Origin of the sequence: Kribbella sandramycini (assembly GCF_013131805.1) — a bacterium.
Classification (GTDB): Bacteria; Actinomycetota; Actinomycetes; order Propionibacteriales; family Kribbellaceae; genus Kribbella; species Kribbella sandramycini.
The window spans coordinates 1-26,198 of sequence record NZ_JABJRC010000014.1; the positions used below are offsets into that span (position 1 = coordinate 1).

General features: G+C 70.6%; 27 protein-coding genes, 1 rRNA gene and 1 riboswitch. Of the genes, 22 read left to right on the plus strand and 6 right to left on the minus strand.

Going from position 1 to position 26,198, the window contains the following annotated elements; genetic code table 11:
• The 8 genes from rrf to HPO96_RS35560 form a co-directional block, all read left to right on the plus strand.
• A 5S ribosomal RNA gene (gene rrf / locus HPO96_RS35535) occupies window positions 1-80 on the plus strand; the annotation flags it as partial.
• Window positions 81-232: 152 nt separating this feature from the next.
• Window positions 233-976 (plus strand): SDR family NAD(P)-dependent oxidoreductase, encoded by a 744-nt coding sequence (locus HPO96_RS35540; protein WP_171678871.1) that lies wholly within the window; start codon window positions 233-235, stop codon window positions 974-976.
• 26 nt (window positions 977-1,002) lie between these two features.
• Window positions 1,003-1,770, plus strand: a complete 768-nt coding sequence (locus HPO96_RS35545; RefSeq protein ID WP_202886825.1) for an AsnC family transcriptional regulator — start codon at window positions 1,003-1,005, stop codon at window positions 1,768-1,770.
• Window positions 1,692-1,889 carry a hypothetical protein gene (locus tag HPO96_RS39975; protein WP_420371485.1) on the plus strand — a complete coding sequence of 66 codons (198 nt, stop codon included), beginning with the start codon at window positions 1,692-1,694 and terminating at the stop codon, window positions 1,887-1,889. Before HPO96_RS35545 ends, HPO96_RS39975 begins: the two co-directional genes overlap by 79 nt.
• A gap of 71 nt (window positions 1,890-1,960) precedes the next feature.
• Window positions 1,961-2,302, plus strand: a complete 342-nt coding sequence (locus HPO96_RS35550) for an SDR family oxidoreductase (RefSeq protein WP_202886826.1) — start codon at window positions 1,961-1,963, stop codon at window positions 2,300-2,302.
• Entirely contained in the window at window positions 2,230-2,418 is a 189-nt protein-coding gene (locus HPO96_RS37735; protein ID WP_202886855.1) for a hypothetical protein, read from the plus strand. Before HPO96_RS35550 ends, HPO96_RS37735 begins: the two co-directional genes overlap by 73 nt.
• Complete coding sequence (locus tag HPO96_RS35555; protein ID WP_171678872.1) at window positions 2,403-2,543, plus strand: hypothetical protein; 141 nt, start codon at window positions 2,403-2,405, stop codon at window positions 2,541-2,543. Before HPO96_RS37735 ends, HPO96_RS35555 begins: the two co-directional genes overlap by 16 nt.
• Window positions 2,544-2,809: 266 nt before the next feature.
• Window positions 2,810-3,841 carry a TerC/Alx family metal homeostasis membrane protein gene (locus HPO96_RS35560; RefSeq protein WP_171678873.1) on the plus strand — a complete coding sequence of 344 codons (1,032 nt, stop codon included), beginning with the start codon at window positions 2,810-2,812 and terminating at the stop codon, window positions 3,839-3,841.
• A gap of 45 nt (window positions 3,842-3,886) precedes the next feature.
• Here the strand turns inward: HPO96_RS35560 and HPO96_RS35565 are convergent, their stop codons facing one another.
• Genes HPO96_RS35565 through HPO96_RS35575 form a run of 3 tightly spaced genes read right to left on the minus strand, consistent with a single transcriptional unit; the run spans window position 3,887 to window position 6,614 of the window.
• Window positions 3,887-4,759, minus strand: coding sequence for a C40 family peptidase (locus HPO96_RS35565; RefSeq protein ID WP_171678874.1), 873 nt, complete (start codon window positions 4,757-4,759; stop codon window positions 3,887-3,889).
• A complete protein-coding gene (locus tag HPO96_RS35570; protein WP_171678875.1) occupies window positions 4,756-5,814 on the minus strand; it encodes a mandelate racemase/muconate lactonizing enzyme family protein in 1,059 nt (352 codons plus the stop codon). Before HPO96_RS35570 ends, HPO96_RS35565 begins: the two co-directional genes overlap by 4 nt.
• On the minus strand, window positions 5,811-6,614 hold the full coding sequence (locus HPO96_RS35575) for a serine hydrolase (RefSeq protein ID WP_171678876.1): 804 nt from the start codon (window positions 6,612-6,614) through the stop codon (window positions 5,811-5,813). The genes HPO96_RS35570 and HPO96_RS35575 overlap by 4 nt, the downstream gene beginning before the upstream one ends.
• Before the next feature lie 43 nt (window positions 6,615-6,657).
• Between HPO96_RS35575 and HPO96_RS35580 the strand changes: the two genes are divergently transcribed.
• The 3 genes from HPO96_RS35580 to HPO96_RS35590 are packed head-to-tail and all read left to right on the plus strand — an operon-like array spanning window position 6,658 to window position 9,220.
• Window positions 6,658-7,587 (plus strand): cobalamin biosynthesis protein, encoded by a 930-nt coding sequence (locus HPO96_RS35580; protein ID WP_171678877.1) that lies wholly within the window; start codon window positions 6,658-6,660, stop codon window positions 7,585-7,587.
• On the plus strand, window positions 7,578-8,261 hold the full coding sequence (locus HPO96_RS35585) for a phosphoglycerate mutase family protein (RefSeq protein WP_171678878.1): 684 nt from the start codon (window positions 7,578-7,580) through the stop codon (window positions 8,259-8,261). The genes HPO96_RS35580 and HPO96_RS35585 overlap by 10 nt, the downstream gene beginning before the upstream one ends.
• Window positions 8,252-9,220 carry a DUF3500 domain-containing protein gene (locus tag HPO96_RS35590; protein WP_171678879.1) on the plus strand — a complete coding sequence of 323 codons (969 nt, stop codon included), beginning with the start codon at window positions 8,252-8,254 and terminating at the stop codon, window positions 9,218-9,220. Before HPO96_RS35585 ends, HPO96_RS35590 begins: the two co-directional genes overlap by 10 nt.
• A 1-nt stretch (window position 9,221) precedes the next feature.
• On the opposite strand, the gene HPO96_RS35595 is transcribed toward HPO96_RS35590, so the two are convergent.
• Entirely contained in the window at window positions 9,222-9,644 is a 423-nt protein-coding gene (locus tag HPO96_RS35595) for a hypothetical protein (RefSeq protein ID WP_171678880.1), read from the minus strand.
• Window positions 9,645-9,735: 91 nt separating this feature from the next.
• Window positions 9,736-9,802, plus strand: a riboswitch (cobalamin riboswitch).
• A gap of 55 nt (window positions 9,803-9,857) precedes the next feature.
• Between HPO96_RS35595 and cobN the strand changes: the two genes are divergently transcribed.
• The 3 genes from cobN to HPO96_RS35610 are packed head-to-tail and all read left to right on the plus strand — an operon-like array spanning window position 9,858 to window position 15,212.
• Complete coding sequence (gene cobN / locus HPO96_RS35600; RefSeq protein ID WP_171678881.1) at window positions 9,858-13,565, plus strand: cobaltochelatase subunit CobN; 3,708 nt, start codon at window positions 9,858-9,860, stop codon at window positions 13,563-13,565.
• A 13-nt stretch (window positions 13,566-13,578) separates the two neighbouring features.
• Entirely contained in the window at window positions 13,579-14,340 is a 762-nt protein-coding gene (surE, locus tag HPO96_RS35605) for a 5'/3'-nucleotidase SurE (RefSeq protein WP_171678882.1), read from the plus strand.
• Window positions 14,340-15,212, plus strand: coding sequence for an alpha/beta fold hydrolase (locus tag HPO96_RS35610; RefSeq protein ID WP_171678883.1), 873 nt, complete (start codon window positions 14,340-14,342; stop codon window positions 15,210-15,212). Before surE ends, HPO96_RS35610 begins: the two co-directional genes overlap by 1 nt.
• A gap of 8 nt (window positions 15,213-15,220) precedes the next feature.
• On the opposite strand, the gene HPO96_RS35615 is transcribed toward HPO96_RS35610, so the two are convergent.
• Together HPO96_RS35615 and HPO96_RS35620 are read right to left on the minus strand one after the other, a co-directional pair.
• Window positions 15,221-16,135, minus strand: coding sequence for a DUF559 domain-containing protein (locus HPO96_RS35615; RefSeq protein ID WP_171678884.1), 915 nt, complete (start codon window positions 16,133-16,135; stop codon window positions 15,221-15,223).
• Window positions 16,136-16,269: 134 nt separating this feature from the next.
• Window positions 16,270-16,962, minus strand: coding sequence for a 3-keto-5-aminohexanoate cleavage protein (locus tag HPO96_RS35620; protein ID WP_171678885.1), 693 nt, complete (start codon window positions 16,960-16,962; stop codon window positions 16,270-16,272).
• Between the two features lie 226 nt (window positions 16,963-17,188).
• Between HPO96_RS35620 and HPO96_RS35625 the strand changes: the two genes are divergently transcribed.
• The 8 genes from HPO96_RS35625 (at window position 17,189) to HPO96_RS35660 (ending at window position 26,194) form a co-directional block, all read left to right on the plus strand.
• Window positions 17,189-19,183 carry a putative cobaltochelatase gene (locus HPO96_RS35625; RefSeq protein ID WP_171678886.1) on the plus strand — a complete coding sequence of 665 codons (1,995 nt, stop codon included), beginning with the start codon at window positions 17,189-17,191 and terminating at the stop codon, window positions 19,181-19,183.
• Window positions 19,183-19,797, plus strand: a complete 615-nt coding sequence (gene cobO / locus HPO96_RS38765) for a cob(I)yrinic acid a,c-diamide adenosyltransferase (protein ID WP_171678887.1) — start codon at window positions 19,183-19,185, stop codon at window positions 19,795-19,797. Before HPO96_RS35625 ends, cobO begins: the two co-directional genes overlap by 1 nt.
• Complete coding sequence (locus HPO96_RS35635; protein ID WP_337796941.1) at window positions 19,791-21,146, plus strand: cobyrinic acid a,c-diamide synthase CobB; 1,356 nt, start codon at window positions 19,791-19,793, stop codon at window positions 21,144-21,146. The genes cobO and HPO96_RS35635 overlap by 7 nt, the downstream gene beginning before the upstream one ends.
• Window positions 21,143-22,552: a 5,6-dimethylbenzimidazole synthase gene (gene bluB / locus HPO96_RS35640; protein WP_171678888.1), complete on the plus strand. Its 1,410-nt coding sequence runs from the start codon at window positions 21,143-21,145 to the stop codon at window positions 22,550-22,552. The genes HPO96_RS35635 and bluB overlap by 4 nt, the downstream gene beginning before the upstream one ends.
• Complete coding sequence (locus HPO96_RS35645) at window positions 22,549-23,160, plus strand: LURP-one-related family protein (protein ID WP_238355879.1); 612 nt, start codon at window positions 22,549-22,551, stop codon at window positions 23,158-23,160. The genes bluB and HPO96_RS35645 overlap by 4 nt, the downstream gene beginning before the upstream one ends.
• Window positions 23,161-23,267: 107 nt before the next feature.
• Entirely contained in the window at window positions 23,268-24,386 is a 1,119-nt protein-coding gene (locus HPO96_RS35650) for a LolA family protein (RefSeq protein WP_202886827.1), read from the plus strand.
• A gap of 1 nt (window position 24,387) precedes the next feature.
• Window positions 24,388-25,347, plus strand: coding sequence for an ATP-binding cassette domain-containing protein (locus HPO96_RS35655; RefSeq protein ID WP_171678889.1), 960 nt, complete (start codon window positions 24,388-24,390; stop codon window positions 25,345-25,347).
• Window positions 25,334-26,194 carry an ABC transporter permease gene (locus HPO96_RS35660; protein ID WP_171678890.1) on the plus strand — a complete coding sequence of 287 codons (861 nt, stop codon included), beginning with the start codon at window positions 25,334-25,336 and terminating at the stop codon, window positions 26,192-26,194. The genes HPO96_RS35655 and HPO96_RS35660 overlap by 14 nt, the downstream gene beginning before the upstream one ends.
• The last annotated feature ends 4 nt before the right edge of the window (window positions 26,195-26,198 follow it).

The window sequence follows — 26,198 nt, forward strand, 5'->3', positions numbered from 1 at the left end:
TTCCGAACCTGGAAGTTAAGCCCTTCAGCGCCGATGGTACTGCGATCGGGAGGTCGTGGGAGAGTAGGACGCCGCCGGACTTTCACACTGTTAAGGGCCACCCCGTAAAAGGGGTGGCCCTTGGCATATCTACCGTCATTTCTCCGGGGTGGCCGGCGCTGCTCGTGAGCAGTTCGTCGGCAGTGCTCGGCGCGTCGATGCGCGGCGGTCCGCGGGCCCATAGCCTCGAGCGATGACAACACAAGATTTGGGGGGACGCCGGGCACTCGTGACCGGCGCGACATCGGGAATCGGACGCGCGATCGCGCAAAGTTTCGCCGCAGCTGGCGCTGAGGTCGTGGTCACCGGACGGCGCGCGGAGCAGGGGGCGGAGACCGTGGATCTGATCACCGCGGGCGGCGGCAAGGCCACGTTCGTCCAGGCAGACCTGGCCGAGCTCACCGAAGTGGATCGGCTGGCGCAGCAGGTCGGCGAGGTCGACATCCTGGCGAACAACGCGGGCTTCTATCCCATGGTCCCGACCGCGGCCGTGACACCCGACGAATTCCAGCGCATCTACGATGTGAACCTACGCAGCGCCTACTTCCTGACCGCTGCCATCGCACCCCGGATGGCGTCATCCGGTGGTGGCGTCATCGTGAACACGTCATCCATCGGCGCCCGAATCGGCATGCCGGTAGCCGCTGCCTACAGCGGAACCAAGGCAGCACTCGAGTCGATGACCCGCTCCTGGGCGGTCGAGTTCGGCCCCTCCGGCATCCGGGTGAATGCGGTCTGCGCGGGCGGCGTCCGTACCGACGCCCTCCTCGCGATGGTCCCAGAAGAAGTCCTCCACCAGACGAGCGCACCCGCACCCCTCGGCCGCGTCGGCACCCCGGAGGAGATTGCCGAAGTAGTTCTGTTCCTCGCATCCCCACGGTCGAGTTTCGTCACCGGCGCCGTGATCGTCGCAGACGGCGGCTACAGCGTCCCCTAGCGCCCGGTGTTTTATTCTCGACATCTGTGACCGCAGATCCGTTCGACCAGCTCGATCGGGATCTGCTGCACGCCCTACTGCTCGACGCGCGGGCGCCGTTTCGGCGGCTGGCCGAGGTCCTCGGGGTCTCGGATCAGACGGTGGCTCGGCGCTACGCGCGGTTGGGTGAGGCGAACGCCCTCCGGGTGACGGCCTGGAGCCACCCGAGCCGGGTTCGTGAAGTGCAGTGGATGCTGCGGGTTCGTGCCGTACCGTGTGCGGCGGGCGAGGTCGCCGAGGCGCTCGCCCGTCGCCCCGACACGAGTTGGGTCAACCTGTGCGCCGGCGGCACGGAGATCGAATGCACGGTGTACAGCGACGACGTCGGCCCGCTCCTCCTCGAAGTGCTGCCACGCACCCGGCAGGTGCTCGATGTCGAAGCCTTCGAGGTCCTGCACGTCTTCTACGGCGGCGCCGGCTTCCCCTACGCGAAGCGCGGCTCGCTCCGGCCGACCCAGGTCGCCGAGCTCCAGCGCCACACCCCCGAGCCGGACGCCGATCCGATCGCATTGGACGCCATCGACCGCCGACTCTTCGCTGAGCTACGCCGTGACGGCCGCGCCCCGATCGAGCAACTCGCTGTGGCCTGCGAAGTCTCGACCCCGACCGTACGCCGGCGCCTGCGCTGCTCGACGCGACCGGTCGCGCACTGGCCGAGCACACCGAGGTCGCCTTCGTGGCCGCGGCCACCGGCGCATCGTCCCTGTTCGCCGCGATCGGCAGCGACTCCCCAGCGGCCCTCTACCGCTACCTGACGACTGACATCGCCGGCCTCTCCGCAGTGACCGTGGTCAACCTGACTCCCGTCCTCCGCACGGTCAAGGCTGCGACGACGCAGTACAGCGCGCGTCGAAGTCCGATACCGGCCCGCTGAGGGATGTCGAGAATCGAAAGGCCGCCGGGCTGACCGGTGCCGAACTCGTGAGGACACCACAGGCTCGACCCATGACTGTTCTCGTGCTCGGCGCCCGGGGCGCGGTCGGACGCCAGGTCGTCGACGGGCTGCGCGCGGCCGGCATCCCCGTCCGGGCCTCTGTGCGTGACCTCGCCAAGGCCGACTTCCCGCCCGATGTCGACGTCGTTCAGGCCGACCTCACCCAGCCCGAGACGCTGGCCCCGCCCTGGACGGCGTCCGTCAGGTCTTCGCGTACGCCGAACCCGCGGGTGCGACCAGTTTCGCCAAAGCCGCCGCGGCTGCCCGGGTCGAACGGGTCGTGCTGCTGTCGTCGGGCAGCGTCCTGGTCCCGTGGGCGACGGCGAACCCGATCGCCGTCGAGCACCGGGTGACCGAGGACCTGTTCGCCGAGGCCGATCTGGAGCTGATCCCGATCCGGCCGCTCGTGCTGGCCGGTAACGCGCTGAACTGGGCGCCGTCGATCCGAACGAGGTGTCCGCGCTGCTGACCGGCGACGAGGCGCTGACGCTTGCCCAGCAGGTCGCCACGATCGGCAACGTCCTCGGCCGGCCGCCGGCGCCGTTCGCGACCTGGGTACAGGATCACCGTGCGGACTTCGAGGCGCCGATGTGAACCCGTGATCACCGGTAAGCGGTCACGGGGTGTGATTATTCCCTGGTGGGGCTGTGATGATTTCGACAGGTGGACACGGCGTCCCGGATTTGGCGGATTGCATACACAACCGTCAGAATGGACGCGGAGAAGGGGAGTATTCCTTCGCGGCGGCATCGTCATCACGGTCTGTGGGTTCGGTCCCACGCCCGGTGCCCTCGGTCGGCCAGGTGGTCGGCGGAAGAGACCTTCGGAGTGGCTGACTCATCTGAACTCCGGAGGTTTCTGTGCACGTTGCTGACTACGTTTGGTACATCACTGTCGGCGTGCTGCTCGCGCTGCTGACATTCGACGTGTTCATCATCGGGCGCCGTCCGCACGAACCCACGACCCGGGAGTCCGCGACCGCGATCGCGTTCTACGTCGGTCTCGCGGTCGTCTTCGGGCTCGGTGTCTGGGTGTTCTCGGGTGGTGAGTACGCGGGCCAGTTCTTCGCCGGCTGGCTGACCGAGTACAGCTTGAGCGTCGACAACCTCTTCATCTTCCTGATCATCATGTCGAGGTTCGCCGTACCACGGAAGTATCAGCAGACGGCGCTGCTCATCGGCATCATCCTGGCGCTGGTCTTCCGCGGCATCTTCATCGCGGTCGGCGCCGCGGCGATCAACCAGTTCTCCTGGGTCTTCTACCTGTTCGGCGCGTTCCTGGTCTACACCGCGATCCACCTGGCCTCCCAGGGTGAGAACGACGATGACGACTACAAGGAGAACGCCGTCATCCGGTTCGCGAAGAAGCGGCTGAACGCGACCGACGAGTACAACGGCGTCAAGCTGACCGTGATCAAGAACGGCAAGCGGCTCGTCACCCCGATGGCGATCGTGATCATCGCCCTCGGCACCACCGACCTGCTCTTCGCGCTCGACTCGATCCCCGCGATCTACGGCCTGACGCAGGAGCCGTTCCTGGTCTTCACCGCGAACGTGTTCGCGCTGATGGGTCTGCGCCAGCTGTACTTCCTGCTCGGCGACCTGCTGAAGCGCCTGATCTACCTGTCGATCGGTCTCTCGGTCGTGCTCGCCTTCATCGGCGTGAAGCTGGTCCTGCACGCGATGCACGTGAACGAGTTGCCGTTCATCAACGGCGGCCACCACATCGAGTGGGCCCCGGAGATCCCGATCTGGTTCTCGCTGGGCTTCATCATCATCACGCTGGGCATCACGACCGTGGCCAGCCTGGCCAAGTCGCGCAACACGGTGACCAAGGAGCCGGTCCAGGACGTCGTCCCGGAGCCCGAGGAGTCGGACGCCAACAAGGCCTGAGTCAGTGCAGAGCGGCCCGGATCCTGGTCAGGATCCGGGCCGTTGTCATGCGAGCTGGGCCGCAGCCACCAGCGTTGCGCGCCGGTCGGCCGGGATCGGCTCGTCCTCCAGCCGCTTCCCGGTCTCGGAGGCGTGCAGCATCCCGGTGGGGGAGACGAAGCCGACGTGGTGCACCGGTTTGCCGGGCCGCGCGTAGAAGTACAGGTCGCCAGGTTTCGCATCCTCGATCGGGATGTTCCGCAGCGTGGCGGCCTGGTCGTGGGCGTCCCGGGGGATGCGCATCCCCAGCACGCGGCTGACCGTGTGTGTCAGACCTGAGCAGTCCAGCCCGTACGCCGACGTCCCGCCCCACAGGTACTCGAGACCGAGGAACAGCCGGCCGAGCCGCAGCCGGTCGTCCGGCGTCGACGGCTCGGACGCAAGCCGCAGTACGTGGTCAGGGAGCCAGCCGCTCCCGCCGTCCGGGGTGGCGACTCGGGTGTACCCCTTGTCGCGCTCCACGGACGCCAGCACGGTCCCGAACGACAGCGTCAGCACCGGAATGCCCGCAGCCGGTTCTGCCAGCAGTGGCGCGTTCGGCACGGTGATCGCGACCGGATCGGTCGCACTGCCCGGCAGCTCACCCAGGTGGCTCGACGGCACCCACCCCGGGTACCCGAGCGCATCGCCGGACGACGGCTGCCACGGCGCGAGCACCTCGGACCAGCCGTCCCGCTCCGACCGGACGAGGACCGGCTCCGCGAACAGCAGCTGCGTCAGCGTCCGTCCATGCAGCCCCAGGCGGCTCTCGGTATCCATGGCGGCGGCCCAGGCTGGTACGTCGGGCTGCGGGGCGGTAGCGGGTGCGTCGACGTCGCGAGGCGCGTCCGGCGCGGTCCACACGGTGCTGATCGGGACCTTGGCGGCGACAAGCTTCATGCGATCAAGCCTGTCACGCCGAGGCCGGGCTCAAACGGCAAGCGGATCAGCGCGCCGTCGTACCGGATCCCGCCGACCACCGGGGAGTCGCGCAGCCACCAGGCGGCGTCCAGATCGTTCACCGCCGATGTCGGGTACGCCGCGACCAGCGCGGCCGCCGCGCCGACGCCGACGTGGCTCTCCATCATCGAGCCGACGATCGTCCGGACGCCGTGGGCGCGCGCCAGCTCCAGCAGCGTACGAGCCGCTGCGAGGCCGCCGCATTTGGCCAGTTTCACGTTCACCAGGTCGGCCGCCCCGAGGCGGATGACGTTGACCAGGTCGCGGACGCCGTACACGGACTCGTCCGCGAGGATCGGCGTCCCGACCCGGTCGGTCACCCACGCCATCCCCTCCAGGTCGGCGGCAGCCACCGGCTGCTCGACCAGCTCCAGGTCGCAGTCCTCCAGGGCGCGGATCGCCGTGACGGCGTCGCGGCGCGACCAGCCCTGGTTCGCGTCCAGCCGCAGCCGCGGCCCGGGGCCTACCGCCGCCCGGACCCTGCGGACGCGCTCGACGTCCGCGACCGCGTCGGTGCCGACCTTCAGCTTCAGGACGCCGAACCCGTCAGCGACCCGTGCGGTCGCGGCGTCGGCGAGCGCGTCCGGATCGCCGACCGACAGCGTGACGTCGGTCTGGACGGTGTCGATCGTGGAACCGAGGAAGCCGTGCAGGCTGACCCCGTGCCGGCGGGCGACGAGGTCGTGCAGGGCGACGTCGACGGCGGCCTTGGCGCCGAAGTTGCCGGCGGTCGCATTCTCGATCCGGCGCAGGGCCTCGGTGAAGTCGTCCGGGCCGAGACCTTCGAGCGCGGCCGCGATCGGCCCCTCGATACACGCCTGGGCGCCGGCCCGCGACTCACCTGTCACCTTCCAGACCTGCGGTGCCTCACCCCAGCCGCTCAGCGGGCCGTCGCTGAGCTCGACGAGCAGCGAATCGGCGCGCGTCGCCGTCCGCAGCGCGGTCACGAACGGGGTGTGCAGGGGAGCGGAGATCAGATGCGTGGTCAGCTTCATCGGATCGCTCCCAGGTCGTGCCGGTGTTCCCAGGCGACCAGCGCGATCTCCGCGATCAGCTGTTGAGCGCGCGCGTCAGGCAGGTCGGAGGTCGTGCAGACCACCAGAACGAACGGATCGGCGTCCGGCGGCCGGACGACGCCGCCGTCGTGCCGGATCCGGACGTCCCAGCCGTTCTTGTGCTCGACGCGAGTGCCGGCCGGGAGCCGGGCCGGGATCTCGCCGTTCCACTGGTTGGCCGCCAGCAGATCGCGCAGGTAGGCATCCTCCTGGTTGCCGACCGCGACGAGGACGCCGGCCAGCCCGGCCGGGCTCATCTCGTTGCTGATCCCGGCCGCCTGGGCGGCGCGGTCGTCGATCCCGCGCCGGATCGCGCTGCGGCCGTCGCCGTACTCGGCGAGGACGGCATGCGCCGCGGCGATCCCGACGCGTTCGAGGACCAGGTCGGTCGCGAGGTTGCTGGACAGCGTGATCATCTCGGCCGTCAGCCAGCCGAGCGGGACGTCGGTCCCCATCCGGCTCCAGGTCGCGGGCGCCTCGTCCTCGGCCGGATCGACGCCGAAGCGGCCACCGGCCTCGGAAGCGAAGTCGTTGTGCACGGTGACCGGCTGGTCGAGCGTCAGCTCACCCGCGGCGACCTTGCGCTGCAGCGCGATCGCGACCGGTAGTTTCATCGTGCTGGCCGAGTAGTGCGTGCGATCGGACCGATGCTCGAAGACCGGTTTACCGTCCAGACCGCCCAGCCACACCCCGAACTCGCCGCTCCCGTCGACCGCGTGGAGCAGTTCCGCGATACCCATACCCGTCACCCTCGCACATATCTTTCCTGGCAGACTTGCCAGGGTGTCCACAACTTTCGGGTTGCTGCTCGGCTTCGCCGCCGATCGGGTTCTCGGCGATCCGCGGCGGTTCCACCCGGTCGCCGGCTTCGGCCGGACAGCGTCCCGGCTGGAGTCCCATTGGTACGCCGACTCGCGCGCGGCCGGGGCGGCGTACACAGCTGCGCTGGTCGGTACGACGGCGGTCGTCGGCGTGGCCGCGGAGCGGTTGACCCGGGACCGGCCGATCGCGCACACCCTCGTCACCGCGGCGGCGACTTGGACCGTGCTGGGCGCTCGGAGTCTGGAGCGCGAGGCCGAGACCATGGCGACGCTGCTGGACGAGAAGGACATCCCGGGTGCTCGGCAGCGTCTCAGCCATCTGTGTGCGCGGGACGCGACCGATTTGGAGGCTGACGAGCTCGCTCGGGCGACGGTCGAGTCGATCGCCGAGAACACCTCGGACGCCTGTGTCGCGCCGCTGCTGTGGGGCGGTGCGCTCGGCGTCCCCGGGCTGCTCGCGTACCGGGCGATCAACACGCTGGATGCGATGGTCGGCTACAAGTCGGCCAAGTACGCGAACTTCGGCTGGGCGTCGGCGCGGCTGGACGACCTGGTGAACCTACTACCGGCCCGGGTGTGCGCTGTGCTGACCGGTGTGACTGCTGGGCGCTTTGCCGCGGCTCGCCGGGTCTGGAAACGGGATGCGCCGCAGCACCCGAGTCCCAACGCCGGTCCGGTTGAGGCTGCCTTCGCTGGCGCGCTCGACCTGTCGCTGGGCGGTACCAACAGCTACGGCAGCTACCAGGAGGACCGCGGGACGCTGGGCGATGGTCCGACGCCGGCTGTCGGCGACGTACGGCGTACTGCGGTGTTGGCCCGGCGAGTCGGATTCGCCGCGGTCGGAGTGGCGGCGATGCTGGCTGCAGTCAGGAAGGGGCGCACATGGGGTTGAGCCGGCGACCGGTGCGGATTGCGCTGATCAGACATGGTGAGTCCGAGGCCAACTTGGACAAGTCCATCTACGAGCGCGTGCCGGACCATTCCGTGGCGCTGACCGCGCATGGCTGGGAGCAGGCGGCCAAGGCCGGGCGGGAGCTGCGGGAGCTGTTCGAGGACGAGCCCATCCGGGTGTACGTGTCGCCGTACCTGCGAGCGCTGGAGACGCTGAAAGGGCTCAACCTGGACGACCTGATCGGGATCGCCCGGGAGGAGCCGCGGCTGCGTGAGCAGGACTGGGCCAACTTCCAGGACACCGAGGACATCGAGCGCCAGGAGCGGCTGCGGGACTCGTACGGGCACTTCTTCTACCGCTTCACCCACGGCGAGTCGGGGTCGGACGTCTACGACCGGGTGTCGAGTTTCCTGGAGACGATGCACCGGGACTTCGAGCAGGCAGACGCGCCGCGCAACGTGCTGCTGGTCTCGCACGGGCTGACCATGCGGCTGTTCTGCATGCGCTGGTTCCACTGGTCGGTGAAGTACTTCGAAACGCTGCGGAACCCGGGGAACGCCGAGACTCGGGTGTTGTTACGGCAGCCGGACTACCGTTACAAGCTGGACCGGCCGTTCGAGCGCTGGTCGACGGAGTACGAGCCCACAGACTTGGAGCGCGCAGCGTGGTTGTAGAGCAGACCCGGCAAGCGGCCATCGACCTGCTGCGCAGTCTGCGCCCGGAGCAGGTCAGCAAGCTGCAGGCGCCGTTCGACACCCCGGACCATCAGGAGTGGACCTACCTGCCGGGAGACCGGCCTGGGCTGCCGCTGGCCGAGTTGAACCCGGCGCAACAGCAGTTGGCGCTCCGACTGATCACACTCGGGCTCAGCGAACGCGGTGCGGTGGATGTGCTCGCCGTACTGGACGCTGAGGTGATTCTGCGCGGCATCCCCGAGCTGCCCGCCTCGGGGGACTGGGAGGGCTCCGTCCTCGGCGAACGCTACTTCTTACGCATTCTCGGTGACCCCACCGGCTTCGAGCCCTGGGCCTGGCGGCTGAACGGACATCACCTGGCTGTCCACGTAGCACTCGTCGACGGCGCCATCTCGTTCACCCCGTCGTTCATCGGCTCCAACCCGGCCGAGGTCCGCTCCGGCCCACAGACCGGCCGCCGCTTTCTGGCGGGGGAGACCGACCTGGGCTTCCAACTGCTCGACGCGCTCGACTCCGGTCAACGCGCAGTCGCCGTCGTCTCCCCAGAGGCACCCGACGACATCCTCACCCGCCACGACCCGGTCGCCGACCCGTCGCTCCTGCACCGAGGCCTCGCCTACGGCGACATGACCGCCGATCAGCGCCAGCTGCTCAGCCTGCTGATCGGCCAGTACGTCGGCCGCGCCGCCGGCCCGATCGGCCTCCAAACCTGGCAAGACCTCACCCAACACGGTCTCGAGCACCTGACCTTCGCCTGGGCCGGTGAAACCACCCCAGGCCCCGGCCACCGCCACTACTACTCGATCGCCGGCCCAACCTTCCTGGCCGAATACGACAACACCCAGAGCGACGCCAACCACATCCACTCCGTCTGGCGCTCCCACCAGTCCGACTGGGCCACCGACCTACTAGCCGCCCACTACGAACTCCACCGCTGAGTCACCAGACGCGCTGCTCGCCCGGCACCGAGCGGAACTGTCCGAGCTCGACACTCCGTCGCAGCCGCTTGCGCCGGTAGGGCGCCACCACGATCAACGCGACGCCCTCCCGGTGCTCGGCCTCCACCCGGATCCCGTCCGCCCACCCGTCGTCCGGTAGCGATACGTCGACCACGACTGCCACCGCGGCCAACTTGTCGCGCTGCTCGCGGGCTCCCGACCACAGAATCTCCAGCGCCTTGTCGCTGTCGGGCTCGTCGGCCATCTCGATCGATCCGTCACCCTCCGCCGTGACGTGCAGCGCGAACGGCGCGAAGCCGCCCTGCTTGCCGATCTGCTGCTCGGCGAGGTCCAGCGCGGTGCTGAACAGCCCGTCGAGTGTTTCCTGCGCCTCTTCCGAGGCAGTGTCCCGCCACGATGCCACTTTCTGCCGCCTCTCCTGTGCAGGGTGATATGTGCCGCATCCTGCCAAGGGAGGGGGTCGGATAGAGTCCAGGCGTCAAGCGACGGCTGTGCAGGAACCCGGTGTGAGTCCGGGGCGGTCCCGCCACTGTGACCCGCGCTGCGGGGAGTCAGGAACTGCTGCCGGCGCACCTCCGGACGGGGCGTGGACACCCCGAGGAAGGACCGGTCGCGCATGCCCGCGAACCTCCTGCTGCTCTCGACTGCCGATACCGACCTGCTTGCGGCTGCGGAGGCGGGTGCGGGGTGGAAGGTGGCGAACCCGGCCCGGCTCGAGCTGGAGGCTCTGAACGGGCTGTTGGACGCTGCTGACGTCGTAGTGGTCCGGTTGCTCGGCGGAAAGCGCGCCTGGGAGGAGGGGCTGGACGCCGTGCTCGCCTCGGGCAAGCCGGCCGTGGTGGTCAGTGGCGAGGCCGCACCGGACGCCGAGCTGATGTCGCTCTCGACTGTGCCCGCGGGCGCGGTGACCGAGGCGCTGGCGTACCTGCGGGAAGGTGGCTCCGACAACCTGCGGAACCTAGCGGGCTTCCTCCGCGACACGATTCTGCTCACCGGCGACGAGTTCGACCCGCCGCGTGCGCTCCCGACGTACGGCGTCCGCGGCACGTTCGTCGCGGACGAGCGGCCGGTTGTCGGCATCGTCTACTACCGGGCGCACGAAATCGCCGGAAACACCGCCTTCGTGGACACTCTGGCCGCAGCAGTCGAAGCAGCCGGTGCACAGCCGCTGGCCGTGTACTGCGGCACCCTGCGCGGTCTGGACCCGAACAGCGCCGAAAATGCCGAGCTGTTCGAGCTGCTGCGCAAATGCGACGTACTGGTCACCACGCTGCTCGCAGCGGGCGGTTCGGTCGCCGCTGACGCCAGTGCAGGCGGAGCGGACGACGCATGGGACGCCGGTGCGCTCGCATCCCTCGACATCCCGCTGATCCAAGGGCTCGCGCTCACCTCGACCCGCGAGCAGTGGGAGGCGAGCGACGCGGCCATCAGCCCGCTGGACGCCGCCACCCAGGTCGCGATCCCGGAGTTCGACGGCCGGCTCATCACCATCCCGTTCTCGTTCAAGTCGTACGACGCCGACGGCCTGGCCCGGTACGCGCCGGACGCCGAGCGCTGCGCGCGGCTGGCCGGCATCGCCGTCGCCCACGCGCGGCTGCGGCACGTCCCGGTCGCCGAGAAGCGGCTCGCGCTGGTGCTGTCGTCGTACCCGACCAAGCACGCCCGGATCGGCAACGCGGTCGGTCTGGACACCCCGGCGTCCGCAGTGGTCCTGCTGGGGCAACTGGCGGCCGCGGGCTACGACCTCGGCGGGCTGGACCTCAGCGAGCTACAGGGCGCGGACGGCGCCGACGGGCTGATCCACCGGCTGATCGCGGCCGGTGGGCACGATGTGGACTGGCTGACCGACGAGCAGCTCGCGACGGCGGTGGCGAAGATCCCGCTGTCGACGTACGCGGAGTGGTTCGGCGGCGTCCCAGAAACGTTGCAGGCGGCAATGACCGAGGCGTGGGGGGAGGCGCCCGGCTCGCTGTACGTCGACACCTCAGGGCCAGAGCCGGCGATCGCACTGGCCGCGCTGCGGTTCGGCAACGTCGTACTGATGATTCAGCCGCCGCGCGGGTTCGGTGAGAACCCCGTCGCGATCTACCACGACCCGGACATGGCGCCGTCGCATCACTACCTGGCGGCGTACCGGTGGCTGGAGGCTGCGCAGTCCGAAGGCGGGTTCGGCGCGCACGCCGTCGTCCACCTCGGCAAGCACGGCACGCTGGAGTGGCTGCCGGGTAAGGGCATCGGTATGGCGGCCGACTGCGCGCCGGACGCCGTCCTCGGCAACCTGCCGATGGTCTACCCGTTCATCGTCAACGACCCGGGCGAGGGCACGCAGGCCAAGCGCCGCGTCCACGCGACCGTCGTCGACCACCTGGTGCCGCCGATGGCGCGGGCCGAGACGTACGGCGACATGGCCAAGCTGGAGTACCTGCTCGACGAGTACGCGACGGTGCAGGCGCTCGACCCGGAGAAGGTGCCGACGCTGCGGGCGCAGATCTGGACGCTGATCCAGGCCGCGCAACTGCACCACGACCTGCACACCGACGAGAAGCCCGAGGACGACGACTTCGACGAGTTCGTCCTGCACCTGGACGGCTACCTGTGCGAGATCAAGGACGTGCAGATCCGCGACGGGCTGCACGTGCTGGGTGGCGCGCCGTCCGGTGAAGCGCAGGTCAACCTGGTGCTCGCCGTCCTGCGGGCGCGGCAGCTGTGGGGCGGCTCGTACTCGATCCCGGGGCTGCGGACGGCGCTCGGCGACACCTTCGGCGTCGACGAGGCCGAGCTGCTCGCCAACCCGGGGCTGGGCGCCCAGCTGAGCGATCTGGCGACGCTGACCGACCTGCCGGCGGTGAGCGGCGCGGACGGCGTCGACATCCTGGAGGCGGTCGCGCGCAAGCTCGTCGTCGCGATGGAAACGCTGAGCTGGGACGCGGCCAAGGTCCCGGTCGTCGTGCAAGAGGTGATCGGCCGGTCGTCCGCGAGTGTCGAAGCCTCGCTGACGTTCGCCGCCGAGGAGGTCGTGCCGCGGCTGGCGCGGACCTCCGACGAGCTGACGAACGTACTGCGCGCGCTCGACGGCCGCTTCGTCGAGGCCGGCCCGTCGGGGTCGCCGACGCGCGGTCTGGTCAACGTGCTGCCGACCGGGCGGAACTTCTACGCCGTCGACCCGAAGGCGATCCCGAGCCGGAACGCGTGGGACGTCGGTGTCGCGCTGGCCGACTCGCTCCTGGCCCGGCACCGTGCCGACACGGGGGAGTGGCCGCGCTCGGTCGGTCTGACCGTGTGGGGCACGTCGGCGATGCGCACCCAGGGCGACGACCTGGCCGAGGTGCTGTGGCTGCTCGGCTGCCGCCCGGTCTGGGACGACGCGTCGCGGCGGGTGACCGGGTTCGAGGTCGTCGGGCTCGAGGAGCTCGGCCGGCCGCGGATCGACGTCACGATCCGGATCTCCGGATTCTTCCGGGACGCCTTCCCGCATGTGGTCGCGCTGCTCGACGAGGCCGTGCGCACGGTGGCGGCGCTGGACGAGGACGCGGCGTCCAACTACCTGCGCGCCCACGTCGACGCCGATGTTGCCGAGGGCAACGACGTGCGGTCGGCAACGGCGCGCGTGTTCGGGTCGAAACCCGGTTCGTACGGCGCCGGTCTGCTGCCGCTGGTCGACGCGCGGAACTGGCGCACCGACGCCGAGCTGGCCGAGGTGTACGCGGTCTGGGGCGGGTACGCGTACGGCAAGGGGCTGGACGGCGCCGAGGCGCGCGGCTCGATGGAGCGCGCGTACGCGCGGATCCAGGTCGCGGCGAAGAACGCGGACACCCGTGAGCACGACATCATGGACTCCGACGACTACTTCCAGTACCACGGCGGCATGATCGCGATGGTCCGGCACCTGACCGGGACCAACCCGAAGGCGTACGTCGGCGACTCCGCCGTCCCCGCGCAGGTCAGGACCCGGACGCTGGAGGAGGAGACCAAGCGGGTCTTCCGGGCCCGCGTCGTCAACCCGCGCTGGATGGCCGCGATGCGCCGGCACGGCTACAAGGGCGCCTTCGAGATGGCCGCGACCGTCGACTACCTCTTCGGGTACGACGCGACCGCGGGCGTCGTCGACGACTGGATGTACGAGACGCTGACCACGGAGTACGTCGCGGACCCGGAGATGGCCGAGTTCTTCCGCAAGTCCAACCCCTGGGCCCGGCACGGGATCGCCGAGCGGCTGCTCGAGGCCGCGCAGCGCGGTCTCTGGGCGGCGCCGTCCGACGAGGCGCTGGAGACGCTGCGGAACGCCGTCCTCGAGACGGAGGGTGACATCGAGGACCGCGGCTGATTGGGTTGTCGATATGGCGCGGATCCTGATCACGAACGACGACGGCTTTCAGGCCCCCGGGATCCGCGCGCTCGCGCCGGTGATCGCCGAACTCGGGCACGACGTGGTCGTCGTCGCCCCGCTGGACGACCAGAGCGGCGTGGGCTCGGCCCGCGCCGGGGTGGTCAACCGGCCGATCCGGACCGTCGTCGAGGAGCAGGACGGCGTCAGCTACCGCGGCGTCGCCGGGACACCGGCGCTCGCCGTCACCCTGGCCACTGTCGGCGCCTTCGGCCCGGCGCCGGACCTGGTCCTGTCGGGGATCAACCGCGGTCACAACATCGGCGTCCCGATCTTCCACTCCGGCACCGTCGCGGCAGCCCTCACCGCGGCGGGCCAGGGCATCTCGGCAGTCGCGGTCAGCATCGAAGGCGCCGCCCCGGCCCACTGGGCCACCGCGGCCACTATGGCCGGCGAGGCCCTCGCCTGGATCGCCACCGAGCCCGTCGGCGCCGTCCTCAGCCTGAACGTCCCCGACCTACCCCTCGACCGCTTGGCCGGCGTCCGCCACGCAACCCTCACCCCCATCACCCGCGAACGTCTCATCGCCACCACAGCCCCCACCGGCGAGCCCATGATCACCACCCGCCCCGCCGACCCCAACCCACCCGCCGGCACCGACGAAGCCCTCCTCCACGCCGGCTACGTCACCGTCACCCCCCTCACCGGCATCCGCGCCCTCCCCGACCAGGACGCCGCCTACGCCCTCGCCAAACGCCTGTCCGCGTACCGCTGATGGAGATCAACGGCACGAACCTGTACGTCGCCCAGTACGGCGTGGCCGACTCGCCGCCGGTGTTGTTCATCCACGGTCACGGCGGTGGGTATCACTGGACGCAGTGCCAAGGTGAGCGACTCGGATCGGCGTACCGGGTGATCGCGCCGGACCAGCGCGGCGTCCTGCGCTCCGACCCGGCCGACGTCGAGATCACCATGGAGGTGCTGCTCGCCGACTTCGAGGAGCTGCGGCGCCGGCTCGGTATCGAGCGCTGGGCCGTCATCGCCCACTCCGCGGGCGGCAACTACGCGACCGAGTACGCCGTCCGCCACCCCGAAGCCGTCTCCGCCGTCGTCTTCGACTGCCCCTGCTGGGACTTCGACGCCAACGACCGCCACCGCCTCCCGCTCTTCGCCCGCTGGTACGACGAGGCCGGCGCCCCGGCCTCCGCCGCCCGCTGCCGCGCCCTGGCCGCCCTCCCACGCCGCCTGACCGCCGACGACAAGACCTACGAACTCGCCTTCGGCCTCGGCGACACCTTCCAGAACTTCTCCTGGTTCGACCCCGCCGACCGCCCCGCCTTCGAAGCCCTCGGCCGCGCCGCCGGCTTCACCGACGAAATGTGGTCCCGCTCCGACAGCCACCTCACCACCCTGAGAGACCTCTACACCTCCAAACTCCCCCTCCTCGCCCGCCTCACCCAGCCAACCCTCCTCATCGAGGGCATCCAGGACCCCGCCACCGACCCGGTATCAGTCGCCGCCTACCGCAACACCGCCCGCGCAGGCCGCACCATCACCTTCACCCGCTCCGGCCACTTCCCCCACTTCGAAGAACCAGACCACTACACCGACGTCGTCCTGGCGTTCCTGTCGTCGGTAAGGACATGAGGTAGCTGCTAGGCCGCCCAGCTCGGCCGCTCCGGATGGCCGGTGTCGGCCCCGCCAAGCGCCAGTCCTCCTGTTCTTAGCGACATCGCCGCCATTACTCGGTCGACCACCCACACGGGATCCGAGATGACCTGCTGGTAGGTGAAGCGCAGCACGAGCCAGCCGGCAGCGACCAGATCGTCGTACCGACGGCAGTCGGCGGCGAAATCGGCGGCGGAGCCGTGGAAGGCGTACCCCTCGGCCTCGATGGCGATCTGTAGCGCGCGGTGGCCGAGATCCACGCGAGCGACGAAGCCGCCGTCCTGGACGACGACCTGAGGCTCGAGCCCGGTCATGCCGGCATCGATCAGCAAGCTCCGCAGCATCGACTCCAGGAAGCTTTCCGCCAACGGTGTTGCAGCTGCGGCGACTCGCGCTGCCAGCGGACGACCGACTCCACGCATGCTGACCACGGCTGCTTCGAGTTCGCTCGCACTCACGTGACCGGTCCGCAAAGCCGCATCGGCGACGGCGAGTGCCTCGCCGAACGGCAGGATGCGTGAGCAGTCGAGGACAGTGCGCAGCATCGTGGTGATCCGGGCGTAGCGTTCGTCCGGCATGACCGGTGCCCAATGCAGCACCGCGGGACGGCCGCGCCGGGAGCGCCGCGTGACGGGGACTGTGACGTGTGGCTTGTCAGGTGCCTTGAGCAGCGGCAACCCCAGTAGCTCAGCCGCGCTCAGGTGGGAGGCGACGCCGTCGTAGGCGAGCGCCGCGAGGCGGTGTGGCCCGAGCGACGGCAGCGCGTAGTGCCCACGGGCGACGCGTTCCAGCTCGCCTCGCCTGACCGCGGCACGCAGCTTCCGCTCGGTGGTCAGCTGAAGCAGTTGTGCTGCGTAGGCCGAACCACCGAGCCGGGCCAGGACATCGACGAGGGAATCCACCGGTTGAGCTTGCCGGATCGCGCGGCAGCGGGGCTGGAGTTGTCCACAGGCGTCGGTAAGGACATGAGGAGGTGTGCCGATCCGGGCAGACGCTCCTTCGGCTGAGCGGACCGGGCCTGTTGCTTGGGACTACCTCATGTCGTTGCCGACAGCCAGCCGAAGAGGTCGGCGTTGGTGGTTACGGGTTGGCCGGTGGGGCCGGTGAGGGTGTCTTCGAAGCCTAGGCGGGTGTCGTAGTTGTGGGTGCGGGCCCAGTGGAGGGTGGGCCAGGCCCAGTCGTTTTCGCCGTGGACGAGGGCTGGGGTGTCGGCGGGGAGGGCGGCGAGGATCTGCTGGGCGGGGTCGGGGGTGGGGGAGATGCCGGGGATGGCTTCGACGAGGATGCGGAGGGTGGGGCCGGACCAGGCCAGATAGGTGGCGGCGGCTTGGGGGGTGAAGAGGCCGGCTTCGACGGCGATGCCGCGGGAGATGAGCAGGTCGGCCACTTGGGCGGCGCCTGGTTCGTGGAAGTTGACGCTGGCGAAGTCGGGGCCGGGGCTCCACTCGGCGAGCAGGCGGAGGCGCTCGGTCAGGTCGGGGACGATCGGCTCGCGGGTGGAGACGCCGATCGGTACGCCGGGGCAGGCGGCGCGGACGGCGTCCACGGCGGCGCGGATGTCGGGCCAGTGCAGACTCTCGCGTTCGTCGGCGCCGCGCGGGTGGATGTGGATGGCGTCGGCGCCGGCCTGGACGGCGGCCGCGGCGGCCGTCGCCAGTTCGGCGGGAGTGATCGGTACGCCGGGGTGGTCGGCGCGGGTGCGGTCACCGTTGAGGCAGGCCTTGATCATGTGCTCAGCGTAGGTGTGAACCTGGTCGCGGCCGGGGGCGGCGGGGTGTGCCAGGATGGCGGGGACAGGTGTGGAGGAACGCCGGTGACCGGGAGACCGGGAGTCCGGGGCGGTCCCGCCACTGTGACCGGGCGACCGGGAGCCAGGAACTTCACGTTCTGTCCGCCGCGGTGCGGCGTACCAGCTGCCGAAGCGGGCGTGGACACCCGCTGACGAAGGGACGCCGATGCGGCCTGCGCCACCCCCGACCGGTTTTCCGTTCACCGCCGTGGTCGGGATGGAAGACCTCCAGCTCGCGCTGATCCTGGCCACGATCTCCCCGGCGATCGGCGGGGTGCTGATCCGCGGCGAGAAGGGGACGGCGAAGTCGACCGCCGTCCGCGCGCTGACCGAGATCCTGCCGCCGGTCGACGTCGTCCCGGGCTGCCGCTTCTCGTGTGACCCGGCGCAGCCGGCCGCCGACTGTCCGGATGGGCCGCACGCCGCGCCGGAGGCGGCCAGTCGCCCCGCGCGGCTGGTGGAGCTGCCGGTCGGTGCGACCGAGGACCGCGTGCTCGGGTCGCTGCACCTGGAGAAGGCGCTGGCCGAGGGCGTCACGGCGTACGAGCCGGGTCTCCTGGCGGCCGCGCACCGTGGGCTCTTGTACGTCGACGAGGTCAACCTGCTGCACGACCACCTGGTCGACGTGCTGCTGGACGCCGCCGCGATGGGCCGAGCGACCGTCGAGCGCGACGGGGTGTCGGTGACGCACCCGGCGCGCTTCGTCCTGGTCGGCACGATGAACCCGGAGGAGGGTGAGCTGCGGCCGCAGCTGCTCGACCGGTTCGGGCTGACCGTCGACGTGGTCGCCAGCCGGGATCCGGCCGTCCGCGTCGAGGTGATGCGCGCGCGGCTCGCGTACGAGGCCGGCCCGGCGGCGTTCGTGAGCCGGTACGACGGCCCGCAGCGCGAGCTCGCCGAGCGGATCGTCAAGGCGCGCGACCTGCTGGGCGAGGTCATCCTGACCGACTCCGCGCTGCGGCAGATCGCCGAGATCTGCGCCTCGTTCGACGTCGACGGCATGCGCGCCGACCTGGTCACCGCGCGGACGGCGGTCGCCCACGCGGCCTGGTCCGGACGCACGGTCGTCGAGGTGGACGACGTCCGCGCCGCCGCCAAACTCGCGCTGCCGCACCGTCGTCGCCGCAACCCCTTCGACGCCCCCGGCATGGACGAGGACCAGCTCGAACAAGCCATCCAGAACAGCACCCCGCCCGAGGAGCCGGACGACGACCCCGACGGCGGCGGGCCCGGCGGTGGTGACACCCCCGACACCCCGCCGCCGGCTGACGGACCAGAAGCATCACAGGACGAACAGAGCAGTCAAGAGCAGGTACGGCCCGGTCCGGCGCCTGCGGGTGAGGTTGTCGGCAGTTCTGAGCCTTACAAGGCGCGGCTGCTGAGCGTGCAGGCTGCGGGCGCGGGTGTTGCCGGGCGGCGGTCGCGGGCTATTACCGAGGTCGGTCGGGTCGTGGGTGACCGGGCTCGGGTGGGGCGTGAGTCGGGGCGGCCGCATCTGCTGGCGACGATCAGATCCGCCGCTCCGCACCAGCATGCGCGCGGGCGGTCGGGTGCGGGGCTCACCGTGCGACCGACAGACGTGCGGCTCGCTGTGCGGGAGGGTCGCGAGGGGAACCTGGTGCTGTTCTCCGTGGATGCCTCCGGCTCCATGGGGACGAAGAAGCGGATGGGCGAGGTGAAGACGGCGATCGTCTCGCTGCTGCTCGACGCGTACCAGCGGCGTGACACGGTCGGCTTGGTCACGTTCGCCGGCGCGGAGGCGACGGTCGCGCTGCCGCCGACCGGGAGTGTGGAGACCGCCGTACGCCGGTTGGAGTCGTTGCCGACCGGTGGCCGGACGCCGCTGGCCGAGGGTTTGCTGCGGGCTGCCGACGTACTGCGGATCGCGGCGATCCGCGACCCGCGGCGGCGTCCGCTGCTCGTGCTGGTGACCGACGGCCGGGCGACGCACGGGGAGAACGCGTTCGCGAAGGCACGGCAGGCGGCGGCATGGCTGGCGCAGCGCGGGATCGCGACCGTGGTGGTCGACTGTGAGCCGCGGCGCGGGGTGCGGCTCGGGCTGGCCGGTGAGCTCGCGGCCGATCTCGGCGCGGAATACCTCGACCTCGGGGAAGTTGCCGCGGGCAACCTCGTGCGCGCGGTGACGGAACGGGCGGCCTGATGCCGAAGGGACAGCCGAGCGTGGTGCCGCAGGACGGCCTGACCACGCGCCAGCGGCGGAACCGGCCGTTGCTGATGGTGCACACCGGCGAGATGAAGGGAAAGTCGACGGCCGCCTTCGGGATGGCGCTGCGCGGCTGGAACCAGGGCTGGAATCTCGGGGTCTTCCAGTTCGTGAAGAGCGCGAAGTGGAAGGTCGGCGAGGAAGAGGCCTTCAAGGCGCTCGGCAAACTGCACGAGACGACCGGTCAGGGCGGTTCGGTCGAGTGGCACAAGATGGGCGAGGGCTGGAGCTGGTCGCGGAAGGCCGGCACCGAGGAGGACCACGCCGCCGACGCGCTCGAGGGCTGGCGGGAGATCCAGCGCCGGCTCGCCGCCGAGACCCACGACCTGTACGTCCTCGACGAGTTCACCTACCCGATGAAATGGGGCTGGATCGACGTCGACGAGGTGGTCGAGACCCTCGTCAACCGCCCCGGCCACCAGTACGTCGTCATCACCGGCCGCAACGCCCACCCCGCCCTCCTCGAGGCCGCCGACCTCGCCACCGAGATGACCAAACTCAAGCACCCCATGGACGCCGGCCAGAAAGGCCAGAAGGGTATCGAGTGGTGATTCCGCGGGTTGTGGTGGCGGCGCCGTCGTCGGGGGCTGGGAAGACGACGGTCGCGGTCGGATTGATGGCTGCGCTGCGGCGGGCCGGGCATGTGGTGGCCGGGTTCAAGGTGGGGCCGGACTACATCGACCCGGGGTTCCACGCAGTCGCGACGGGGCGGCCGGGGCGGAATCTGGACGCGATGCTGAGTGGCGAGGAGCGGGTGGCGCCGCTGTTCGCGCATGGGGCTCAGGGCGCGGATGTCGCGGTGGTCGAGGGCGTGATGGGGCTGTACGACGGCGCGCTCGGGACGGAGGGGTTCTCGTCGACGGCGCATGTGGCGAAGCTGCTGCGGGCGCCGGTGGTGCTGGTGGTCGACGCGGCGGCGGCCGGGCGGAGTGTGGGCGCCGTCGTCCAGGGGTTCGTTGCCTTTGACACCGAAGTGCGGATCGTCGGCGTCATCCTGAACAAGGTCGGGTCGGATCGGCATGAGGCCGAGGTGCGTGCGGGGGTCGCGCCGACGGGCGTGCCGGTGCTCGGCGTTCTGCGGCGGGACACGCGGGTGACGGTGCCGAGCCGGCATCTCGGGTTGGTGCCGGCCGACGAGCAGCGCGAGCAGGCCGAGCTGGCGGTGGATGCGGCCGCGGAGCTGGTCCGGCAGGGGGTTGATCTGGAGGCGTTCGTCGCGGCGGCCCGCGGTGCGGGTGAGCTGGTGACGACGGCGTGGGACGCGGATGCCGAGGTGACTCCGGCCGAGGAGGGGCGGCCGGTGGTCGCGGTGGCGGGCGGGCCGGTGTTCTCGTTCCACTACACCGAGACGACCGAGCTGCTGACCGCGGCCGGCGCGGACGTCGTCCGGTTCGACCCGCTGCGCGATCCGTTGCCTGAGGCAACTTCAGCGCTGTGTCTCGGCGGCGGTTTCCCTGAGCTGCATGCGGAGGCGTTGTCGGCGAACGAGCCGCTGCGGCGGCAGGTCGCGAGCGAGATCGCGGCCGGGCTGCCGGTGATCGCCGAGTGCGCCGGGCTGCTGTACCTGTGCCGCGAGCTCGACGGGCACCCGATGACCGGCGTCCTCCCGGCGGCCGCGCGGATGACGGGCAGTCTGACGCTCGGCTACCGGACGGCGATCGCCGCCACCACGACAGCCTTCTTCGACGAGGGCCGCCGGGTCCGCGGCCACGAGTTCCACCGGACGGCGGTCACCCTCGACGACGCCGTCGACCCGGCCTGGTACCTGCCGGCCGGCACCGAGGGCGTCGCCCGCCCGCGCGTCCACGCGTCGTACCTGCACCTGCACTGGACGGCGAGCCCCGACGTCCCCGCCCGTCTCGTCGCGGCCGCTCGCGTCCACGCCGGGCTCGAGAAGTGAACCTGGTCGTCGGCGTCGGCCTGCGCTCCGGGACGTCGTACCGCGAACTGCGCGATCTCGTCTCGGCTGCGGTCGCCGAAGCCGGCGGCGGTCGAGTCCGCATCCTCATCACCGTGGAAGGCCGCCACCAAGAGCCCGCCGTCCAGCGTCTCGCGGCCACCCTGAACGCCGAACTCCAAACCGTCCCCAAATCCGAACTCAGCAAGCAGAACGCCCCCACCCCGAGCACAGTCGTCGAGCGCCTCGCCGGTACGCCGAGCGTCGCCGAAGCCGCTGTACTGACCACCGGCGCCGAGCTGATCGTCACCAAACGGATGTCCGCGGGTGCGACGGTAGCGGTCGGGCAATTGGGCGCTGCGCCGGCTTACTCGCCGGGGGAGCGGGCGGTGGTGCATCGGGTGCTGGGGGAGCGGCGGGATGTTCGGCGGGGGTTTGTGGATTTGCCGGTGGCGGATGACGTGTTGGAGCGGGTGCTGGGGGCCGCGCATCGGGCGCCGAGTGTGGGGTTGAGTCAGCCTTGGGACTTTCTGGTGGTCCGCGACGTGGCCACGCGGCGGAAGGTGCGGGATCTGGCGGCGGCGCAGCGGGACGCGTTTGCGCGGTCGCTGCCGGCGGGGCGGCGGGAGCGGTTCGACGGGTTGAAGGTCGAGGCGATTCTGGAGTCGGCGCTGAATGTGGCGGTGACCTGCGATCCGGGGCGCGGCGGGCGGCATGTGCTGGGGCGGCACGCGGATCCGCGGACGGTGTGGTTCTCTGCGGCGATCGCCGTCCAGAATCTTTGGCTGGCGGCGCGCGCCGAGGGCCTGGGCGTCGGCTGGGTCTCGTTCTTCGAGCCGGGTGAGGTGGCGGCCGTGCTGGGCCTGCCGGCCCATGTCGAGCTGGTCGGCTATCTGTGTGTCGGGCCGGTGGAGGAGTTCCCCGAAGCGCCCGAGCTCGTGCAGAGCGGCTGGGCGATGCGCAGACCGCTGGCGTGGGCGGTCCATCAGGAGTCATGGGGAAACCGCGGCCTGCCCGGGGCTGAGCCGACGTCGATCGTGGCGGACGCCGAAGCCGCGGCGGCGACCGCAGAGGCGCTGCGGAGCGAGCAGACCGTTCGGGTGATCGTCGGTGGAAACCCAGCCGACTACCTGGATGATCCCGACGTGCTGGTGGTGCAGCTGGGCGAACGGCCCGCGGCGGACTTCGGTGTGCTGTGGCGGCCGGTGTCGTCGGAGGCGGACGGGGTGGAGGTCGGCGTCGAGCTGGTCCGCGACCTCGTGTTGCAGGGCGCCGGGCGGATCGCCGTCCGGGTGGTCGAGGAGTCGGTCGCGGCGGCCGGAGTGGCGCGCGGGCTGCGGGTCGGGGCGGCGGCTTGTGGAGCCGAGTGGCGGGATGAGCCGGGGGAGATGCCAGACTCCTCCGCATGACTGAGTCACCCGGTGGGGGATCCATGTACGTGCCCGCGTTCTCGATGAAGCAGCGGATCACGTTGATGGCCAACAAGTACGAGCTGATCGCGACCAACCCGGACGGGTCGGACGGGCAGCTGCTGGCGTTCGCGCAGCAGAAGCGGATGGCCTTCAAGGAAGAGGTCACGTTCTACACCGACGACGCGAAGACGCAGGTGGTCTTCTCGTTCAAGGCGCGCAAGCGGATCGACCTGGGCGCGGGGTACGACGTGTTCGACGCCGCCGGTCAGCCGATCGGCTGGTTCAAGAAGGAGTTCGGCAAGAGCCTGCTGCGGTCCAGCTGGCTGCTCAGCGGCAACGGCCTGGACGCCGCGGGCACCGAGCGCAGCGCCGGGATCGCGATCCTGCGCCGGGTCTGGGACTTCGTCCCGTTCATCGGCGAGATCCCGCTGCCGTTCATCTTCCACTTCGACTTCACCGACCGCGCCGACGGCCGGCCGATCCTGTCGGTCGAGCGCAAGATGTCGATCCGGGACCGCTACCGCGTCTCCGTCCAGGACCAGCGCCTCGACTTCCGCGTCGCCGCCGCCATGACGGTCGCCCTGGACGCCCTCCAGAGCCGCTGATCCGAAGTACGGCGTACGACCACGGTCGTACGCCGTACTCACTCTTTCGGGTGAACTCACCCTGAGGGCCCTTGGCTGGGGCTGCCGGTGGTGCGAGGCTTGACAGCATGGGTGCAACGCAGCGCAGTCGACGGTGGTTGGTTCCGGTCGCGGCAGTGGCAGTGGTCGCCGGAGTGGGGACGCTGGGGCCGGTGGTCGCGGATGCCTCGCCGAAGCTGCCGGGGATCTCCGCGCAGGAGCTGCTGGCCAAGGTGCAGACCGCGAAGGTCGACGGCCTGAGCGGCACGGTCCAGTCGTCGGCGGATCTCGGTCTGCCCGCGCTGCCCGGGGTCGCCGGCGGCAGCGATTCGCCGAGTGGCGCCGTCACCGAGCTGCTCAGCGGTAAGCACACCGCGCGGGTCGCGTTCGCCGCGCCCGACAAGGCGCGCGTCTCGGTGCTCGACACGATGGCTGAGCGGGTCTGGACGATGGACGGCAAGTCCGCCTGGGCCTACGACTCCGCCGAGCGCGAGGCGGTCAAGCTGAACCTCCCGGCGCACCAGCCCGGCAAACCCGCCGCCGGGACGCCGAAGTCGTATGACCCGCAGTCGGTGGCCAAGCAGTTCCTGGATGCGATCGACCCGAGTACGAAGGTCGACGTCAGCGGGACGGAGAAGGTCGCCGGGCGCGACGCCTACAAGCTGCGGCTGATCCCGCGCGCCGACCAGACGACGGTCGGTTCCGTGACGCTGGCGGTCGACTCGAAGACCTGGGTGCCGCTGCAGGTGACTGTCCTGCCGCGCACCGGGAAGGACCCGGCCGTCCAGGTCGGCTTCAGCCAGGTCTCGTTCGACGTCCCCGCCGCGAGCACCTTCGCCTTCACCCCGCCCAAGGGCGTCAAGGTCACCGAGCCGAAGACCCCGACCACCCGCCCCGACCGCCCGGCCAAGCCGATCGACCCGAAAGCGGTCCCCGGCAAGCCCAACCTCAAGGCGGGTAACGAGCCGACCGTGATCGGCGAGGGCTGGTCCGCCGTCGTCCTCGTCCGCGGCGCCGAACTCACCGGCGCCAACGGCCCGCTCGACCAGCTGCTGGCCGGCGCCCAGCAGGTCCAGGGCTCCTGGGGCAAGGGCAAGATCGTCACCAGCAAGATGGTCAACGTCCTCCTCACCGACGACGGCCGCGTCTTCGCCGGTCTCGTCACCCCGCAGACCCTGCAGGACGCCGCAGCGAAGGCGCCCCGCTGAGGTGACACAAACCCAACAGCAGCCGGCCGCGGGCAGTCCGCTCGTCACGCGGGGGCTGACCAAGCGGTTCCGGGGTGGGCAGGTGGCTGTCGACTCGGTGGACCTGGAAGTGCCGGCGGGGAGTGTGTTCGGGTTTCTCGGGCCTAATGGGTCCGGGAAGACGACCACGATCCGGATGTTGCTGGGGTTGATTGCGCCGACGGCGGGTGAGGTGCAGTTGCTCGGCGAGCCGATGCCGAAGGCGCAGCTGCGAGTTCTGCCGCGGGTGGGCGCGCTGGTGGAGGGGCCGGCGTTCTACCCGTTCTGGAGTGGGCAGGCGAACCTGCTGCGGTTCGATGCGGCCGACAGTACGGCGGATCCGCGCACGCGGAAGGCGCGTGCGGGGGAGGCGCTGGAGCGAGTCGGGTTGTCGAACGCGGCCGGTAAGAAGGTGCGCGCGTACTCGCTGGGCATGCGGCAGCGGCTGGCGATCGCGGTCGCGCTGATGCAGCGCCGTGAACTGCTGGTGCTCGACGAGCCGACCAACGGGCTCGACCCGCAGGGCACCCGCGAGGTCCGGCACCTGATTCAGGATCTGGCCGGCGACGGGACGACGATCTTCACGTCGACCCATCTGCTGGCCGAGGTCGAGCAGGTCTGCACCCATGCCGCGGTGATGAGCCGGGGCAAACTGATCCGGCAGTCGTCGGTGGCCGAGCTGCGCGCCGAGCTGCGGCCGCGGCTCGTCGTCCGGACGCCGGATCTCGGCATCGCGGCCGAGACGCTGAAGAGTCTCGGCGTCACCGACCTCAAGACGACCGACGAAACCGTCGAGGGCGACGCCGTCGAGCTGCCGATCGAGAAGTTCGCCGCGGCGCTGGTCGCGGCCGACGTCCGCATCCATGGTTTCGGCCTGGAGCGGCCCAGCCTCGAAGAGACCTTCGTCGCGCTCACCGGGGAGGGTTTCGATGTCGCCCAGTAGTGCCGTCGCCGAGCCGGTCGCGCCGGCCGCCCGGCCCGGAAGATACCCGCTGGCCCTGTTCCGCTCCGAGCTGCAGCTCGTCTTCGGCCGCGCCCGGACGTGGGTGCTGCTCGCCGTCCTGGCCGGCGTTCCGCTGCTGATCGGGATCGCGATCAAACTGTCCGGCTCCGAGGGCGGCGGTGAAGGCTTCATCGGCCAGGTCGCGGGGAACGGGCTGTTCCTGATCGTGGCCAGCCTCGGGCTGTCGCTGCCGTTCTTCCTGCCGACCGCGGTGACCGTGATCGCGGGGGAGTCGCTGGCCGGTGAGTCCAGCCTCGGAACCCTGCGGAATCTGCTCACCGCGCCCGCCGGGCGGTCCCGGCTGCTCGCCGCGAAGATGGTTGCACTGATCGTGTTCTGCCTGGCCGCGACGCTGACGATCTGGCTCTCCGGGCTGATCGTCGGGTTCGCGCTGTTCCCGGTCGGCGACGTCCTGCTGCTGTCCGGGACGACGATCCCGCTCGGCGAGGGGCTGCTCCGGGCGCTCGGGATCGCGGTGGTGATCGCGCTGTCGCTGCTCGGCCTGGCCGGGATCGGCCTGTTCGTCTCGTCGCTGACCTCGACGCCGCTGGCCGCGATGGCCGCCACCTTCGGCACCTTCATCGTGCTCGGCATCCTGACCGCGATCCCGCAGATCGACGTGATCCACCCCTGGCTGCTGATGTTCCGCTGGACGTCGTTCGCCGACCTGCTCCGCGACCCGCCGTACTGGGGCGCGATCGGGAAGAACCTGCTGCTCCAGGCGGGCTACCTGACCGTGTTCTACGCCGCCGCCTGGGCCCGGATCACCAGCCGCGACATCGTCTGACGAC